This window comes from Pseudomonas sp. B14(2022) (assembly GCF_012030485.1).
Taxonomy (GTDB): Bacteria; Pseudomonadota; Gammaproteobacteria; order Pseudomonadales; family Pseudomonadaceae; genus Aquipseudomonas.
The window spans coordinates 420,115-436,923 of sequence record NZ_JAAUVM010000001.1 but is presented as its reverse complement, the minus strand read 5'-3'; the positions used below and the strand labels follow the sequence as shown (position 1 = coordinate 436,923).

The 16,809-nt window shown below is 59.1% G+C and carries 17 protein-coding genes; 2 read left to right on the top strand and 15 right to left on the bottom strand.

Annotated features, from left to right (window positions below; all coding sequences use genetic code 11):
• The 6 genes from HCF10_RS02130 to HCF10_RS02105 form a co-directional block, all read right to left on the bottom strand.
• A complete protein-coding gene (locus HCF10_RS02130) occupies positions 1 to 519 on the bottom strand; it encodes a CS1 type fimbrial major subunit (RefSeq protein WP_237683036.1) in 519 nt (172 codons plus the stop codon).
• A complete protein-coding gene (locus HCF10_RS02125) occupies positions 519 to 1,259 on the bottom strand; it encodes a molecular chaperone (RefSeq protein ID WP_167654793.1) in 741 nt (246 codons plus the stop codon). Before HCF10_RS02125 ends, HCF10_RS02130 begins: the two co-directional genes overlap by 1 nt.
• A gap of 15 nt (positions 1,260 to 1,274) precedes the next feature.
• A complete protein-coding gene (locus HCF10_RS02120; protein WP_260403616.1) occupies positions 1,275 to 2,198 on the bottom strand; it encodes a hypothetical protein in 924 nt (307 codons plus the stop codon).
• Positions 2,199 to 2,563: 365 nt separating this feature from the next.
• Positions 2,564 to 3,823: a hypothetical protein gene (locus HCF10_RS02115; protein ID WP_237683035.1), complete on the bottom strand. Its 1,260-nt coding sequence runs from the start codon at positions 3,821 to 3,823 to the stop codon at positions 2,564 to 2,566.
• A 5-nt stretch (positions 3,824 to 3,828) separates the two neighbouring features.
• Positions 3,829 to 6,354 carry a CS1-pili formation C-terminal domain-containing protein gene (locus HCF10_RS02110; RefSeq protein ID WP_167654791.1) on the bottom strand — a complete coding sequence of 842 codons (2,526 nt, stop codon included), beginning with the start codon at positions 6,352 to 6,354 and terminating at the stop codon, positions 3,829 to 3,831.
• Between the two features lie 118 nt (positions 6,355 to 6,472).
• Positions 6,473 to 6,964 carry a CS1 type fimbrial major subunit gene (locus tag HCF10_RS02105; protein ID WP_131697417.1) on the bottom strand — a complete coding sequence of 164 codons (492 nt, stop codon included), beginning with the start codon at positions 6,962 to 6,964 and terminating at the stop codon, positions 6,473 to 6,475.
• Positions 6,965 to 7,486: 522 nt separating this feature from the next.
• Here HCF10_RS02105 and HCF10_RS02100 point away from each other — a divergent pair.
• Positions 7,487 to 8,035, top strand: coding sequence for a PadR family transcriptional regulator (locus HCF10_RS02100; protein WP_145335182.1), 549 nt, complete (start codon positions 7,487 to 7,489; stop codon positions 8,033 to 8,035).
• On the top strand, positions 8,032 to 8,799 hold the full coding sequence (locus HCF10_RS02095; protein ID WP_131697419.1) for a siderophore-interacting protein: 768 nt from the start codon (positions 8,032 to 8,034) through the stop codon (positions 8,797 to 8,799). The genes HCF10_RS02100 and HCF10_RS02095 overlap by 4 nt, the downstream gene beginning before the upstream one ends.
• An 18-nt stretch (positions 8,800 to 8,817) precedes the next feature.
• Here the strand turns inward: HCF10_RS02095 and HCF10_RS02090 are convergent, their stop codons facing one another.
• The 9 genes from HCF10_RS02090 to HCF10_RS02050 form a co-directional block, all read right to left on the bottom strand.
• Complete coding sequence (locus HCF10_RS02090; protein WP_145335184.1) at positions 8,818 to 9,774, bottom strand: fimbrial protein; 957 nt, start codon at positions 9,772 to 9,774, stop codon at positions 8,818 to 8,820.
• 106 nt (positions 9,775 to 9,880) lie between these two features.
• A complete protein-coding gene (locus tag HCF10_RS02085; protein ID WP_145335186.1) occupies positions 9,881 to 10,429 on the bottom strand; it encodes a fimbrial protein in 549 nt (182 codons plus the stop codon).
• 11 nt (positions 10,430 to 10,440) lie between these two features.
• Positions 10,441 to 10,920 (bottom strand): fimbrial protein, encoded by a 480-nt coding sequence (locus tag HCF10_RS02080; protein ID WP_131697422.1) that lies wholly within the window; start codon positions 10,918 to 10,920, stop codon positions 10,441 to 10,443.
• A 13-nt stretch (positions 10,921 to 10,933) separates the two neighbouring features.
• Complete coding sequence (locus tag HCF10_RS02075; RefSeq protein WP_371920959.1) at positions 10,934 to 11,446, bottom strand: fimbrial protein; 513 nt, start codon at positions 11,444 to 11,446, stop codon at positions 10,934 to 10,936.
• Complete coding sequence (locus tag HCF10_RS02070; protein ID WP_131697423.1) at positions 11,439 to 12,020, bottom strand: fimbrial protein; 582 nt, start codon at positions 12,018 to 12,020, stop codon at positions 11,439 to 11,441. Before HCF10_RS02070 ends, HCF10_RS02075 begins: the two co-directional genes overlap by 8 nt.
• Positions 12,021 to 12,041: 21 nt before the next feature.
• The gene (locus HCF10_RS02065; RefSeq protein ID WP_145335188.1) at positions 12,042 to 12,803 is read right to left on the bottom strand and encodes a fimbria/pilus periplasmic chaperone; all 762 of its coding nucleotides are present in this window, start codon (positions 12,801 to 12,803) and stop codon (positions 12,042 to 12,044) included.
• Positions 12,800 to 15,403: an outer membrane usher protein gene (locus HCF10_RS02060; RefSeq protein WP_167654790.1), complete on the bottom strand. Its 2,604-nt coding sequence runs from the start codon at positions 15,401 to 15,403 to the stop codon at positions 12,800 to 12,802. Before HCF10_RS02060 ends, HCF10_RS02065 begins: the two co-directional genes overlap by 4 nt.
• Positions 15,404 to 15,422: 19 nt before the next feature.
• Complete coding sequence (locus HCF10_RS02055; RefSeq protein ID WP_131697426.1) at positions 15,423 to 15,983, bottom strand: fimbrial protein; 561 nt, start codon at positions 15,981 to 15,983, stop codon at positions 15,423 to 15,425.
• A gap of 50 nt (positions 15,984 to 16,033) precedes the next feature.
• A complete protein-coding gene (locus HCF10_RS02050; RefSeq protein WP_131697427.1) occupies positions 16,034 to 16,555 on the bottom strand; it encodes a fimbrial protein in 522 nt (173 codons plus the stop codon).
• Between the last annotated feature and the right edge of the window lie 254 nt (positions 16,556 to 16,809).

Below are 16,809 nucleotides of genomic sequence, written 5' to 3'. Positions count from 1 at the left end.
TCACGGTCGCAACGCGTCGAAGATCAGATGAACGCTGCCGAAATAGTCGCCCGGGGTATAACCGTCCTCGGGCTCGACAGCGGCAATTTCCAACAGCACCCGCTTGCCGGCCCGCGCCTCCTCGGCAGGCACCACCAGGGTGTCGGTCAAGTCCAGCCATTCGCCGTTGAAGTTGACATTCAACAGAATCAGGCGCCGGCCGTTGGAGAGCACCGGCAACTCCCCCAGGCGCGCAACGATGCCGCCGCCGCTGTTCTTCACATCGAAGTGCTCACGCAATGGCTTGAGCGTGCGACTCACCAGGTTCCAGGCCATCTCCTGCTCGCGCTCCAGAAACACCGGGTTGATGGGCAGCACGTAAAAATCGGCGGTTGGGATGGTGACCGACACATCGAACACCTGCTCCTCACGGATCGCGAGGGCCTGGGTACTGAGCAGCGCTGTAACCATCAACAGCAATAGCGTCGCGATGACCTTGTCCGGGCGATACCCGGCTCCATGGGCTCTTTTTCTGAGCATCAGCCTTTGACCTCATAAGGTTTTTTTTCGCTGCCCTCAACCAGGGTAAAGCGGTAGGTACGCCCGGCCTGCTTGGGAAAGCTGAAGGCACGACCCGGCAGGATGTGGTTCTTGGTGACGGGCAGACAGTCCTGGGCATCGCCGCTGGCGCAGTCCTTGAACTGATCCACCACCACGACGCTGTTACCGTCGTTATGCAGCGCGTATTGGGCGGGTTGCTCGTCGATACGGGTGGCAAAGCGAGTGTCTTTGGGGCGCACGAAGAACACCGTGCCAAACCCGGCCAGCACCGTGACCCCGGCCGAGAGACTTTCTTTATAGGATTCACGCGCCTCACTGGACACGGCAAAGTCATCCTCGGGCTCCGGCATCACCGGCACGAAGCGCAGGCGGAAATAGCGCTCTTTTTCCCGCGCGCCCAGGTACAGCAAGCGTGTGCCCTGCATGCCATTGGAGGGGACGATCAGACGCGCCGGCGTGGCCATCAAGCCATCGCGAGCGGTGTTTTCTGCGTTGCTCTGGAGCTCGACTTCCTCGGAGCTACCGTCGGCCTTGTAGAGGATCTCCATCACCGACACCTTGATGAACGCCGTACTGTCGCCGCCGTTGAAGACCCGTTTCAGGTAGGTGCTTTTGTCGCCGTCCAGGTAGTCATAAAACACCCCCACGTTGATATTGGGGGCCGCTGGTGCCGACAGCGGCAACCAGCACAGCGCGCACAGCGCCAACAAATGTTTCATTGCTGTAAACCTCATTTAGAGCTCCGAATCCCAGACCACCGTGACCTGGCCCGAGTAGGTGGATCCACCCCGGCTGAGCATCTGGTCGGCGTAATCCTTCTTAACCTCGAAGTGCAAGGTGCCGGGCCGTTGGTTGACATAGAAGCCCGGCTGGAACTGCTCGGTACCGGCGCCGCTGCGCAACAGCGGTTGGCGATTCACAGCGCTGCCGTCCGGTCGATTCAGGCCATGGGGCAGGCTGACGCTGACGTCCAGCGGCACCTCATGGCCGTCGGTGGGGTTCTTCAGGGCGCAGGTGTCGCCTATGGTCCGCTCGCAGCTCATTTGCATCTTGAAACGCGACGAAGCAGAAATGCGGAAGGTCTGGTCGCGGAACAAACGCGCAGGTTTGCGGCCCTGGTTCAGCCAGGCTTGCCAACCGCCTTGGGGCACCAGCTCGATACGGTTGCCGTTGGGGGGAACTTCGACTTTAAGGTCATGTTGCACCGCCAGGGTGAAGTTCAGGGTCAGGGTAGGACTGCTGGGCAACATCACGTCGCCCAAATCAAAGTCCTTCCCTGGCCCTACGGTGTATTGATGGCGACCGACGTACTCCCCTGAAGTCATGCCCAAGGGGTTGGGCGTGATGAGTTCATAGGCGAACTCCAGGTTGGTTAAGCGCATGGTGGGAATATCGAACCTGGCTTGTCTGGCACAGAGAGAACCGACCGGTGTTCGCCAGAAAAACCCATACGTTGTCGTCCCATACAAGCTCACCCCTGTGCCCAGGCAGGTGCGCGGCGGGTAAACCCAACTGGAGCCGGTCCATAATTGCTGGTGAGCTTGCAAAGGTGTAACGCCGCCGCCCACCAGGCTGACCAGATTGGGGATGGCATACGTCGAGCCGACACCCATGATCCGTACCCTTAACGTCTCGGTCTCCTGAGTCTGTCGATGCACGACGGTCAGGTCCTGCCACTCCGTTGGCACTTTAAACATCGCGCCTTGGCGTTGATCCGTATGAAAAGCAGCGATCTGCGTAACGGAATCCGCCGAAATGGCGGCCCTGAGACTGAATATATTCAAGGCAGTACATTGGGCGGGAAAAGACGCACAGTAACCAACGCTTGGCGTTTTGTTCTCGAACTTATTCAAGTGCGGCTGTGAAGGGTCCGGCCGAAACTCAGCATGGATGTTCATCTCCACACCCATTACGGGCATTGCCAGCGACGCCAATAACAAACTGGCAGCAAGCTGCGAACACCGCCCTGCCAGCCTCGATACACTCTTGCCTCTTCCAGCAACGGCATCCATCTGACGGCACCTCATACTTCTGAATCCCAGACCACAGAAACCTGGCCCGAATAGGTCGATCCGCCCCGGCTGAGCATCTGGTCGGCGGAGTCTTTCGTGACCTCGAAGTGCAACGTACCGGGCCGTCGATCGACGTAGAACCCCGGCTGGAACAACTCGGTACCGGCACCGCTCAACAGCAGCGGCTGGCGGTTCACGGCTGCGCCATCCTGACGATTCAAGCCATGGGGCAGGCTGACGCTGATATCCAGGGGTACTTCATGACCGTCGGTGTTGTTTTTCAACGCACAGGTGTCACCGATGACGCGCTCGCAGGCCATCTGCATCTTGAAGCGCGACGAGGCGGAAATATTGAAGGTCTGGTCACGGAACAGCCGCGCCGGCTTGCGCCCCTGGTTCAACCAGGCCTGCCAGCCGCCCTGAGGGATCAGTTCGACACGGTTGCCACCGGGGGGAACCTCGACCTGAAGTTGGTGTTGCACAGTCAGGGTGAAATTGAAGGTGATGGAATTTTGTGAGGGCATCATCACATCACCAAAATCATAATCACCCCGAGGTCCCATCGTGTAGGTGAGGCTACCGGTGTATTCGCCGGAGGACATGCCCAGCGGGTTGGGCGTCCTGAGCTCATAGGCATACTCCAGCTGAGTGAACCTCATCACCGGGATGTCCACCGAGGGCTTTCGATTGCAAATGCCAGCCCCTTCAGGAACCAGCCAGAAGTACGAGGCAAACGTAACGCCTGCCGCCAGATGGTTGGTGCTTTGGCAAGGACTGGGCGCTTGTCGCCATTGACGGTCCCAGCCAACACCTGGTTGGGCCCAAGCCGAGACTCCCGGCGGGCGCGAAACACTCCACATCCCACCCAGACCTGCAATGCGCATCTGCACAGTCTCAGTCTCTCCCGTTCTAAGATGCGTGACGGTCAAATCTCGCCAGTCTGAAGGCACCTGCACCATAAACCCTTGACGGTCGTCCTCGTGATTGGCCAAAACCGGTCCATTGGAGCTGGCGGTGAAGGTCGGTTCTCGAAGACTGAAAATATCCAGCGCCTTGCACCGCGCCGGAATATGGAATTCGCAGATCGTACTGATGGGCGTGGTGTTCTTGAATTTGTTGACCATCGGGTTGCCGGGATCGGGGCTGAACACAGCAGTAATTTCCTGGGTAAATGCAGCCGCCGTTGTACTGAACAACAGAGCTGCGCCCACACTGCCGAACCGGGTGATCAATGTGCTGATAGGTCTCATGGTAATTAGTGAACGTGTCATGACACTCAACCTGCTACGTGTGTGGTGATAGCGGAATCGGCCAACGTATCCGGCGTACACCGCAGATCACCGATCATCAGCACGTCGTTTTCATTGCGCGCGTTGGCGGTATCCAGGCGGAACTGGCACAGCAACTGGTTGTTGCGGCGCACTTCGAGGGTCGGCGAGCTGGCGTTCATTTCCAGGGAGAAGAACCCATCCACTTCGCTTACCCCACGGCTGGCGTGGTTGAGGATGTGATGGCCCTTGAGCGGCTTGCCCTGGGGGTCCACCAGGCGCCCGAGTACGGTGACGGTGCGCATCACGCTGACCTTGCGGTAGTCCACGCCGCCCTTGTTCAAGTGGTAGGCGGTGCGCGGTGGCTGGATATTGGCCGCCGGGGCGTGGTTGCCGTCGAAGTCGAAGCTGACCGAGCTGCCCCTGTAGGCGGTGATCGGAATGAAGTTGCGCCCCGGCCGCAGCACGGTGCTGCCGCCACTCAGGTCATCGGCGCGCAGGACGATGTCGTCCACGTCGCTTTCAATATCGACAATCATCCCCGAGCCGCTGCCGGCGTATTGGCTGGTGAACACCATCTTCTGCCCGCCGAAGGCGAAGGTACTGTCCAGGTTCAGGCCACCGGTCAGTTCGTTATTGAACGATGAGCGCTGCACGAAGCCGTCGCCATTGACCGCGTCGTTCTGGAAGCTGGCCATGCCCGACAGGCCCACGCCGTAGGTATCGGTCAGTACCGTAGCGGAGACGCTTTGCAGCACGTGGTCCTGCAGGTCGCGTCGGTAGCTCAGCGAGCCATTGTTGTCACGCTTGCCATCGCGGGAGGTTCGCGTACCGATGCTGGCGGACCACTGCTCGCCGGGGCTGCCGAGCGCCAGGCTGACGCTCAGGTCGATCCCGCGATTGCGTTTGTCGCCGGTGCTGGAGCTGGCCGGGCGGTCGAACACCGACAAGCGCCAGTTGGCATCGCTGCCGAACAATTGGGTGCGTTCGGTCCAGCCCAGGTCCAGGCCCAGGCCTTCGTTGTTGCCTTCGCTGTAGGCCAGCCGCGCATTGATGGAACGCAGGTTGCTCAGGCGATGATTGATGGACAGCGACGAGAGGCTGGTCTGGCCGATGAACACATCGCGCTGGCGGATGCGGGTACCGTCGGGCAGGGTTTCGTAGGTGTTGCGGTTGTCCAGCCAACTGCGCGTGTGGTTGAACACCACGCTGCCCAGGCCGTAGTTGTAGAGGCTGTTGAAGTCGACGCCGGTGCCGTAGTTGTCGGTCTGGTAGACGTTGGCATACAGGCTGGCGTTACTGGCCAGGCTCCAGTCCAGCGACGTGCCGTATTGCATGCTGTCCTTGACCTGGCGCCCGGACATGCCCAGCACCACCCGCGGGTGAGCCAGGTAGTTGAGGGATACGCCGGCGGTCAGGTCGCCGCTGGATTGTTCGTCCCAGTTGCTGAGCAACTTGCTCTCTTGCCCGGCAAATACGTTGTAGCGCCAGCGGTTGTCGAGGTTGCGCCAGTTGTTGGGCTTGTACACCAACTCCTGGGTGGTGCTGGTGATCTGACCGTCTTCTACCAGGCGCACTTCCACCTCGTAGATGCCGCCGGGCAAGGGCCGCGTGTCCAGGCTTTGCAGGCCGGTGGAAACGGCTTGGGTGTTGATCAGCAGGCCGTTGCGGTAGATCTCCGCCGAGGCCTGGCGATTGGCGGTGACGTAAATCGGGTAGATGCTCGGCTTGGGGTTGCTGATCATCAGGCTGTCGGAGCTGCCATACATCACGCCGACGGCGGTGTCGGGGCTGGCACCGAAGGTGCGCAGTTGGCGGGTCAGGCCTTCGGCATTGGGGGTGAAATAGCCCAGGCGCAGGAACTCACCGCGCATTTCGCGCTGGGCATACAGCGAGTACACGGCATGGTTGAGGGCATCGTCGTCCGGGCCGCCCAAGCGCGAAAACTGCATGTTCATCACCTGGTTCCAGTTGCCCAGGCTGCCGCTGGCGTCCAGCCCCAGGCGTCCGCCGAGGTCCTGGCCCTGGCCGCCGCTGAGGTTGAGCTGGTTACGTACGATCAGGCCGGTGCTACCACCGGAGGGCAGGGAGTAATACTTGGACTCTTGCCCCTCACGTTCGGCGTTTTCGGTCAACAACGTGACCAGGGACTTTTCCAGGTTGTAGTGGACCGCCAGCAGTTGCGCCGGGCAGCTACTTTCGCAGGCGCCCAACGGCACGCCCTGCTTGAGGTAATCACCCCAACTATCACGCTCGACGTCCTTGATCACACTGCCTTCGTGATCGGTGAAATCCAGCAGGGTCAGGCGGTCATCACGGGTCAGCACGATCATCGCCTCGGCGACAAACTCCTGGTCCAATTCGACCCGTACTGCCAACGGCACATCAAAAAAGTGCTCTTCAAAGTCCGCCGGTAAACCCTTGGCCTGGGACAGCAAACTTCTTGGGGTTGTGCCAGTTGTCGCGTCAGCTGCAAACGCCCCCGTACAAAACAACAAGGCAAGCGCTGCCGCGATGAGAATCATCGGGAACATGAACGGATACTCTGATTACACTCGGGGAATTCTTGGATACCGATCAACCGACAGAGGCTGCCCGTCGATCGGTAAGGGCTAAGCAATAAGCCGATGCTTATCGATCAACAAATCGCGCTCAACGGGTGACGCGCGGCTCGTGATCGAACACCACGGTGTAGTTGGTGGTGTACAGGCCAGCGTCGGTGTCAGCCGGTTTGGCGGCCGCAACGACCAGGTCAGCCTGGGTGCCGGGAGTGGAGCTGGCATCATCCACGACTTCCAGTGGCGAACCGGTGAGGGTCACGCCGTTGAAGGTGGTGGTCAGGGCAATCGAAGAGGTGCCGTTGCTCAGGGAAGCCGGGCCGCCTTCGATGTAGGCCTTGATCGAACCGTCGGTATTTTTTACCGCGTAGGTCGCACGGATCGGGCTCAACTGACCGGTCACGGTGTTGTAGGACATGGTTTCGTCCTTACCGAAATCCGGGTCCAACGGCTGGGCGTGGAACTGTTTGGTTGGGATCGTTGCCTTGATGTTGATGACGCTGGTGGCTTCACCGGCGGCAAACACGCTGGAAGCGCCGACAGCCAGTGCGATCAGTGGCAGTACGAAAGCGGTCTTTTTAAGCATTTTAATTACCTGTTGTGGCATCAGATGTTAGTGGGGGATTCGTTATTTACTGCATGGCAAAACCCGAGCAATTCGTGTCTTGCGACGCCGGTAAATAGTCCCTCGAAAACCCACTTAACGATGCCAGCGCTTTCGCTTAAACGCGTAATTAATCACGACGCGACGCGACAGATAAAAACCTTATTATTCAATAAGATGAATATTAACTGTCATCCATTTATTACACCGCAGATACCTCAGTACCACTCGCATTAATCACTTATCCGTAGGACATGGGCTACACGCTATCTATTGAGGGGTTCTCAACGTGATTAGAACTAACGCACTGATTAACCAGTTTATCTTTCATTCATAAAAGTGCCATTTACCTGTCAAGTAATTGCTGGTATTGCCAGGCGCTAATTCAATGCATCCGGCCCGTTGCAGGCTGCCTTTTGTCGCCGCTACCGCTCGTCAGACGCTTTTGCGCAAAGCGTAAGATATATCTTAAGTTGTATCTAAATCAGACAGGAGAACACGACAATGAGAGACCCTCATCACCACCGAGACCACGGTGACGACCGCGACGGCTTCGAAAAACGCCCCGGCCGCGAACGCGGCGGACGTGGCCCGCGCGTCTTTGCGCCGGGTGACCTGAAATTGCTGCTGCCAGCTCTTATCGCCGAACAGCCATGCCACGGCTATGACCTGATTCGCCGGATCGAAACCCTCTTCGATGGCGCCTACAGCCCCAGCCCCGGCGTGATCTACCCCACGCTGACCTTCCTGGAAGAAAGCGAATTGATCGCCGGCGATGCCGAGGGTGGAAAAAAACGCTACACAATCACCGACGCCGGTCGTCTGTTCTTAAGCGAACAGGCTGTCGCTCTCGACGGCATTCGCCTGCGCATGGAGGTGAGCAAGCGCTCGTTGCGCGGCCATGATCGCCCAGCGGAAATCCACGAGGCGGTGCATAACCTGCGTCACGCCTTGCATTCGCACCACGGGCGCTGGAGCCCGGAAGAAATCGTTCGTGTCGCGGCGCTGCTCAACGGCACCGCCCAAGCCATTGCCGACGGGGAAGCCCAATGAATACTCAAGCCATCCACCGCGTGACCCACGAAATCAAACGCCGCCGCCTCGAGGTACTGCGGGTAGTCGATATCACCCCGCGCATGCGCCGCATCACCTTGGGCGGGCCGGAACTGGCGGGCTTTATCAGCCTGGGCAGTGACGATCACATCAAGCTGCTGTTCCCGCAGAACGCCGCCGAACAGGCAGCGCTGGAGAGCCCGACGTTCAGCATCAAGGGTGACGGCCCGCAACCGGCGATGCGCGACTACACGCCACGCCGCTTCGACCTGGACACCGGCGAGCTGGACATCGACTTCGTGCTGCACGGCGACGGCCCCGCCTCCACCTGGGCCGACCAGGCCAAGGTCGGCCAACACCTGTACATCGGCGGGCCACGCGGCTCGATGATCGTGCCGGACATCTTCGACAGCTACCTGCTGATCGGTGACGAAACCGCGCTGCCGGCCATTGGTCGACGCCTGGAAGAACTGCCGGCGGGGCGCAAGGTACTTGCGCTGATTGAAATCGCCAATGCGGCGGAACAGCAGGCCCTGGAAAGCGCCGCCGATGTGGAGGTGATCTGGGTGGTGCGCGGTCAGGATGACCTGCTCGACAGCGTGAAAAACCTCACGCTGCCGAGTGGCTCGCTGTACAGCTTTGTCGCCACCGAAACCAAGCTGTCGCGCCAGGTCCGCCGGGTGCTCCTGGACACGCATAAGGTCAATGAGGAATTCCTCAAGGCCGTGGGTTACTGGCGTGCGGCCGACAGCGAAGAGGAGTAAGCCTAAGGTGTGGGAATGTCATGGCACCCCCATGACAAGTACACCGCTGCCGCTCACAGCCCCGGCGGCAGGCAAGGACCCGGCACGCCGTACGAGGGAAAACGTCACATCGTCGCCTCCTACACTGTTGGTAATCTGGGTCAGGAACGAACCACCGACTTGAACCGCACTTGCGCCACGAACAAGGGCTGTCCCCACGTCCGGGTTGGTCATCATCAGCAGACGCGTGTCGAACGATGAGGGGCTGCCCTTGTAAGTGATGGTGATCGGCGTGGAAATCCCGCCGTCCGGGCATGAATAAGTGAGCCGGCGATTGCTGCGGATGGACGTGGTCAGCGGATCGGTACCTATTGCTCTCTGATGAACATCGCCGAAGTTGATCTCGATCGGGTTGTTATTGTTGATCGTGCAGGTAGACGGGGAGATGGTGAAGTTGTTGGCGGCCGTATAAGTGACGGTGAGTTGCGGCCGAGTCGCGTCGTAATTGTTCGAGCTGGTCAGGCGTAACAGGCCGAGGGTGTCGCCTGCTCGAATATCGATCGGGTTGGAGGGACTGTGGCGCACCAGAATATAGGGGGTGATATTGATCGGATAGCCGATCCCGTTGTTGGGCATGGTGGCCACCCGTATACCCGCCGGAACCGGGGTATTGAGGAAAGCGCCATTGATGCGCAAACCACTCTGTTCACCGGCGAACTTGGGGCCGGATGTCCAAGGTGTACCTGAGGCATTGCCCGTTTCCCAATAGTCAGCGCCCCACACGGGGCCCGCTCCAGCCGTAAACCGACATTCGAGCCGAGCACCTTCCATCAGAATCCTCGTGCGATCTGTATCGAGTCGCACAGTTACGGGAACGGTCAGATGAGTGACGCGCGCCCACTCACCGCCATTGACCCTGCAGTCTACGGCTTGCGCGGTTGTGTTAATGCCCATCAGCAGGAGAAGCACAATGGCGCTGTCATATAGTCGTTTCATGTTGATCTCTCGTTGCTTCTCTACACAGGCGCCATCCAGCGAACAATCAGCCCGTGTAAATGACCTGAAAGCCAATGCGTATGCACCCGGTTGTTGAGCTTATGAATTACGGATAGTCCAGCGTAAACGTAGAGGTCACGGTGTAGGCGCCATGGCCAATGGTCTGATCCCTGATGGCATTCGGCTCACCCTGCACATAGGCTTTGAGCTCGATCACATTGCTGCCATTGACCAATACCTGTTCGTCACTGACGTTATTCACGGGTAATGGCTTGTTGCTCAGCGTCTCCAGCCCCAGCCCGATACCCGAGGCACCGCTACCGCCATCAAGCGCGAACAATCCGGGCAGCGCCTGGTTTTCCACGCCGCCGAACGTGATGGTCACCGTGTTGCCGATCGTGGTGTCACAGTCCTCCAGATGCAGCTTGAAACCTTTGCCCACTGAGCGCGTGTTGATGTAGAGGTGCTTGCTGGTAAGGTCCCAGAGCTCCAGGTTAATTGCCTCGTCGCCAGGCCGGATAGTGCAGGCCTCTTCAACCAGGTTGCCCTTGAAATTCAGGTTGTCCGCCGCCTGCGCCCCGGGGATCAGGCTGAAGGCTGGCAGCCCCGCCAGCACGGCACACAGCCACCTCCGATGAACCCTTTCATGTCCCATGGCTTCAACTCCTACTGGTATTCGGCCAACAGCGTGGCCACCGCTGTAAACCTTGCGGGGGCCAGCGTTGCACCCGGCTGCTTGACCGGCACGACTTCCAATACCGGCGGTGACGACACGGTTATGTCCAGTGGCGTATTGAGTCGAAACGGCAGGTTATTCTGAAATATCCGAATCCCCAGGTCTGGCGCACTGGTCTGCAATGCCGCGCCGTCGAATGTCGTAGGTGCCCCGTTGACACTCAACTTCAGCACCCACGGCAGCGTGTCAGCCCCACAACTGATGGTGTAGCCAACCTCCTGACGGTATCTCACACCATCGACTCGCTTTACGCCGACATCGCCGAAATCGACTTCAATTTTGTTCCCCGCATCGATCGTGCAGGGCGGCGGTTCATTAAGCGTTCCGCTGAAGGTCAAGTTGGCCGAGGCGCCGCTGCTGAGGGCGATGGAACACAAGGCGAGCAAGGCTCGCCGCTGCCAACAGGTCATTGATCGTTCCTCATCACTGGTAATCGACCACGAGGGTAGCGGCGGCATCGAACGCGCCCCCCGTCAGTCTGCTGCCCGCGCGTTTGACAGGCACCGCCTGCACGACGGGGAAGGTTGGATAGGTAAAGTTCACGGCCGCATTCAGGGGCCAATCCGCGCCATTAACGAACAGTTTCACCCCAAGATCCGGGTTACGGGTCGAGAGTACGCGACCATCGAACGAAGCCCCGGTGCCCCTGAGCTCAAGCCTCATCGCATTGCTGAAAGGCGCGTCGCAGGTGACGGTATAGGGCACGTCGCGACGATAGTTGACACCGTCCACCCGCGACGTCAGCAGATCATTGCCAAAGGGCACGTTGAGCGTACTCCCACCATTAATGACGCATGGAGGAGGCGCAATGATGACCGCGCGGATGATCAGGCTGGTTTCGGCCAGCGCACCCTGGCTGACGGCCCACAGCAGGCCTCCCCCTATAAGAATGGCCCGCGAGCCGACTGCCTTCGTCATTAGATTGCCCTCACTCATAACTGAGCCTGAAATCCACCACGGCCCGAAATGCCCCACTGGTCAACGGAGCGGAGGTGCGCGTGGGTTGAACATGCCAGGTCTGGAGACTGCTGCCCTCGGTCAAAAACAACGGCTCGCCCCGGGAGCCCAGTTGCACGTCCCGGCCCAGGGCGTCGGTCAAACGCAGCCCCATCCCGGTGATGCCTTGCACTTTGACCAGCCGTGGATCATCAGCATCGGCAGGCGCGATAAACGTGACCGACAGCACCGGTTGATGGGCGCTCCATGCCAGGTTCCCGGTACGCTCACTGCGGATACTGCCGGCGATGCGCTGGCAGTCCTGGAAGCGCAGCTGAAAGGGCCTCGATGGCGCCTGATCGCCAGGTCTTTGCAACTGGCTGGCCGACACAGCGCCCAGGTCAATCGTTTGATGGCGCGATGTCATCTCCAGGCTGCAAGGCGATTCATGCATGGACCCGTTAACGTTCAACCGGCCACGCTGACCATCGATACCGTCGTCATCCTCGGCGCTCACACGCGCCGCCAAGGCCAATAACACGCAGCCCAGGACTTTCACGTTGTGCGACTTCATGGCGTTCTCCCGCAGCAGACGCTACTCATTAGGCGATGAGACTTGCGCGTTCACCGTGCAAGTCTGGCCACTGCAGGTGAACGCCAGGAGCGGGCGTCCACCGTAATCGTTCACATAGGCCAGATAGGGGGCCTGGCCAAGTGCCTTGGCCGTTGGCCCCAAAGCCAGCGTGCCCTTGGGCGGGATCATCACCGGTTCAAAGCCCGCCACGGTTTTGCCGTCTTTGCTGCTGCGCGCGTCCACCAGGGACACGTAGTAAGGCGTGGGGTTATTCACCTGGTAACGGTCGCCTTGCCGGGTGAGGGTGAGCTTTTCCTGCCAGGGATTAGCCAAGTCCTGCTGGCTGGGCATGATGGCTTGCGGGCGGTAAAACAATTTGATGCGGGTCTGCAGCGCAATTTGCAGGGTGTTGGATTTGTCGCTGCGCGGCGGAATTTCCCTCAGGTTGAAGTAGTAGACGGTCTCGCGATCCTGGGGCAACGATTTGACCGCTGGCAACGCCTGGACTTTCACCTGGCTTTGTTTACCGGGCTCCAAGCGTTGAACCGGCGGCAGCACGATAAGGGGCGAGGCGATTTTGTTGCCCTGCTCGTCCTCGATCCACCCCTGGGCCAGGTACGGCAACTGGGTGTTGTTATTGGTAATGTTCACGCTGGTGGCATCCTTGCCCCCATCAAAAATCACACGGGTCCGGTCCAGGCCAACCGCAGCGTCAGCGTTCGGATTGAGGCCCAGAGCCAGCAGTGCGAAGACCAGGAGTGTAGGGCGCGTATTGAGCATCATGAGGCGGTATTCTCCGTATCGGTGCGCTTCCCGGTCAGCGCTGCTGGCTCGGGTGAGGATTGATCAGTGGCGACACTCTGGCAGCGCAGTTGCAGGGCATCGGTCAAGCTGTCTGCTGGCAACACCACAGGCAGCGTGAGCAGGCATTGGTCGATGCCGCCCCAACTGACGATCATCTGCTCGCCGGCCTGGATGCCGCTCAGGTAAACGGCGCCGCCGTCGTTCACAATTCCGGTGTCCTGCTGTTTTATGTTTTTCACCGTCGCGCCGAAGGGCGGTGAACTGCCATCCGGCAGGCGCAGGACTGCCATGGCCTTTTCACCGGCAATCACGTCCAGCGATCGATAACCAATGGCCCCGTCGGTGAGTGTCAGTTGCGTCACCGACTGAGTGGCCTCGACGTTGCTCGGCAAGCTCTCCAGGTCAACACTGGCGGCCGTACGCTGGTAGCTGCTGATATCGGAGATCACCGCCTTGCCGAAGGCATTGGTGCGGGTCGACACGCCGTAACCCCGCACAGGCACGTCGGGTACCCCACCGGTGTCGAGCATCAGGCGGGTCCCGCCGACGGTATTGGTTCGGTGCAGGGCCGCACCGTAGGGCGTGAGCGTGCCGCCACCGCGAATAGACGCACTGAGGGTTCTGCCATTGCCTTGTTGTGTGCTGGCGCTGAGATCGATATCAGCCTGGTCGCCAATATGGCTCAGATAACCACTGGCAGAGCGATCGCTGGCACTGAGCTGGTAGCTGTTGCGTTCATCGATGCGGTCACTGTAACGCGTGGAAAAGCTCTCTTTGCCCGAGGTCCTGCTCCCATCCAGCGACAGTGTGCCGCTGCGCCCCAATGGCAGGCTGACCGTCAGCGCCATTCCGCTATCCTTGTAGGCGTACTCCTGACTGCGGTACATGTTCAGGGACAGGCTCATGTTCCTGACGGAGCCCACATTGAAGTAGCGCGACATCGACAGGTTCCAGCGCTGCGTGTCCGGGCGCCCCCAATACGTCTGTTTGTTGTAACTGGCGTAGACCGTCGCCCCAAGGTCACGAAACTGCTTATTGAGCGTCACCGTATACAGTGCCTTGCTGTCGCCGATCGGTTTCCAGCCCTCGATGAACTCAACGTTATCGATTTCGCCGCGCTCGCCATTCAACCCGTAATGGCGAGCATCCAGGTACTCACTCATGCTCAAGTAGTTTTTCTCGGAAAACCGGTAACCGGCAAACGTTACCTGGCTGTCGTACTGCTCGAAGTGCTTGGAGTATTGAAGGCGGTAGGATTTGCCCGAGAGCGACTGACTCCACACACTGGCGTGGGACTGAGTGACATCCAGCGATACGGCTCCAAGCGCCAACAGGTCACGACCGGCGCCGACAGACAACGCACGGTAGTTGTTATCGGTGATAGCGCCGCCGAACAGCGACCAGCCATTGCTGACCCCCCAGGAGAATTCACCGGTACCGAAAACATTGCCATCGGCGCCGTATTGAAGATCGGAGGGTCGCCCCGCCGCCAGCTTGTAACGAACCTGGCCAGGGCGCGTCAGGTAGGGAATGCTTGCCGTATCGATCTGGAAGGTGTGTACCGAACCATCCTGCTCTTCCACCCGCACATCCAGGGTGCCGCTCACGGCGTCATTGAGGTCCTGAATACGATACGGGCCTGCCGCGACCAGCGTTTCATAGAGCACGCGGCCCTTCTGGCTGATAACAACCCTGGCATTTGTTTTGGCGACCCCTACCACTTCCGGCGCGTAACCACGCAAGTTGGGGGGCAGCTGGCTTGCATCCGAAATGAGAGCGGCGCCGGTATAGCGGAAGCTGTCAAACAGGTCCGAATACAGGTAGTCCTCTCCCACCGTCAGGCGCGCCTTCAGTGCAGGCACTGCGCGATAGGCGTAGTAACGACTCCACTCCAGCTGTTGTGGGTCCCCGTACCCGCTGTCGAGGCCTTTTTCGACACGCGCCTGCCAGTCCGCCCTCAGGCGCCAGGCCCCGGCATTCGCCCCCAGGGTACCGTTACCACTGAGATTGTTACGGGTGCCGTCATTCTTCTGATAACTGGACTGCACCGTCATGTTGTAATCGACCAGCAGCCCCGGCACGCCCTCATCCCAACGGGAAGGTGGATCCCAATTGATGGCGCTGTATTCAAGGTAGGCCTGGGGCACGCTGATGTTCAGCGTGGAGGTGGCCAGGTCGCCACTGACCTCCATGCCCGGCAAGCTTTCTATATCCAGGCAGTCACTGCCTTTCCACCACTTGAGTTCAGCAGCGCCCGACGCCTTGAGGCCCAACAGGCCCACCAAGGCCGGCGACAAACAGGCCTGGCTGCCTTTAGGATCATTATCGGGAGGATAGAAAGCCACTGAGTGCTCGGCAATCGCCTGGTTATTGATCTGCACCCCCATCGAGTAAGTGCCAGGCAGAATAAAACCGCTGCGCGCGAACTGAGACAAGTCAATATTAGTTCGATCACTCAGATCAAGAACGTCCGTATTAAACTCAATATCCCCGACAGCCATCGCAGTGCCCGGCAATAATATCAACCCACTGAAAAAGTTTGAGCGCAGCGTATTTTTGACCTTCGCCGTATTCAACATGCAAGCAACCCATCAAAGTTCAGAAATATTCCAACTTGAACCGCACTGCGGCACGGTGCGCGCCGGCCACTATGGGCAATCCGTTGCCAACAAAATGAAGCGTGAAGTGAAGCGTCATGTCGCCTTCCGACAAGGGATGCGGCGTCATCGGCTGACCGGGAATACTCAATTGGCCAACGGAATCCTCGATATTGAGGGCAACACCTTGTGAGCCACCAAATACCGCAAAAGAACGGCCGCCTCTGTCGGTGGGGCCATCAAATGTCACCCGCAGGTGCTGCCAGTCGGGCAGCGTTACCCCAGGGCGCAACGGGTCGGTGCGACTCAATGTGCAATTGACCAGGCGCAACTGGAAGGATTGGTCCCCTCCCCTGGCGCGTCGCAAAAACCGGCCAATGGGCTCGGGGTCCACATCGATGGTTTGATCGACACTGACCAACTCCAGCCCACAGGCCGAGTCAACGACCTCTCCTCCCAGCGTGACGAGCCCATTACCTTGCGCAGGCACCTGGGCAACCACCCAAGGGCTGATGAACATCGTCAATGAAGAGGAAATAGCGAGACTTATGAATGTTTTCACCTATGCCTCCACCAGCCTCCCCCGCCACCCTGGGTGGCGGGGGAAAAAGCTTACTGATAAGCCAAGGTGAAATTGGTCACCGCGCTGAAATCGCCCGGCACGATGTCGCCCGTAGCAGCGCCTTGCACATAGGCACCGAACTCCAGTGTGTTATCACCGGTGGCAATAACCTGCGGTGTGGTAGCCACACCCAACTGAACGGGTTGGCTGCCATGGGTCATCATGATGCCCACATTGCCCGCGCTACCGACGGTACCCAGCGCACCCGGCACAACGCTGGATGGCGCCCCCGTGAAAGTCGTGGTCACGGTGTTATCGGTGAGGCCGGCCAGATCGCAGCCTTCGAGCTCAATCAGCAAGCGCCGAGGCTCGGACTTCCCTCCCGCCTGCAACTGATGCTTGGCAATCGCGCCGAGGGGAATGGTTTGATCGACGGAGTCAGGCTTGATGGAGCAGGCCCCGGAATGGACCGAGCCCACAAACGTGACCGTTCCATCCGCCGCCTGAGCGACAGACATCGACCCTACCAACAACCCGATGGATAACAGCGCAGTGTTAATTTTAGCGTTCATGTATAGAGGCTCACATAGTAATAAACGTCATTAAGTCATTCCGCCGCTTTAGCACGCAGAACATCCCACTTTTTTCCAATTACTTGCATTGCAACTCAGCTCATTTGAAGCCCGGCAATTATCCAGCGCAGATTTTAGAAGTTAAGTCGGCACATTCATTTAATTACGTAGCCCTGCAACACCAAGACACATAGGAAAATTATGGCAATTTGCCAAAACTTTGAATATATCTGTAAGAATTGGATTACATGGAT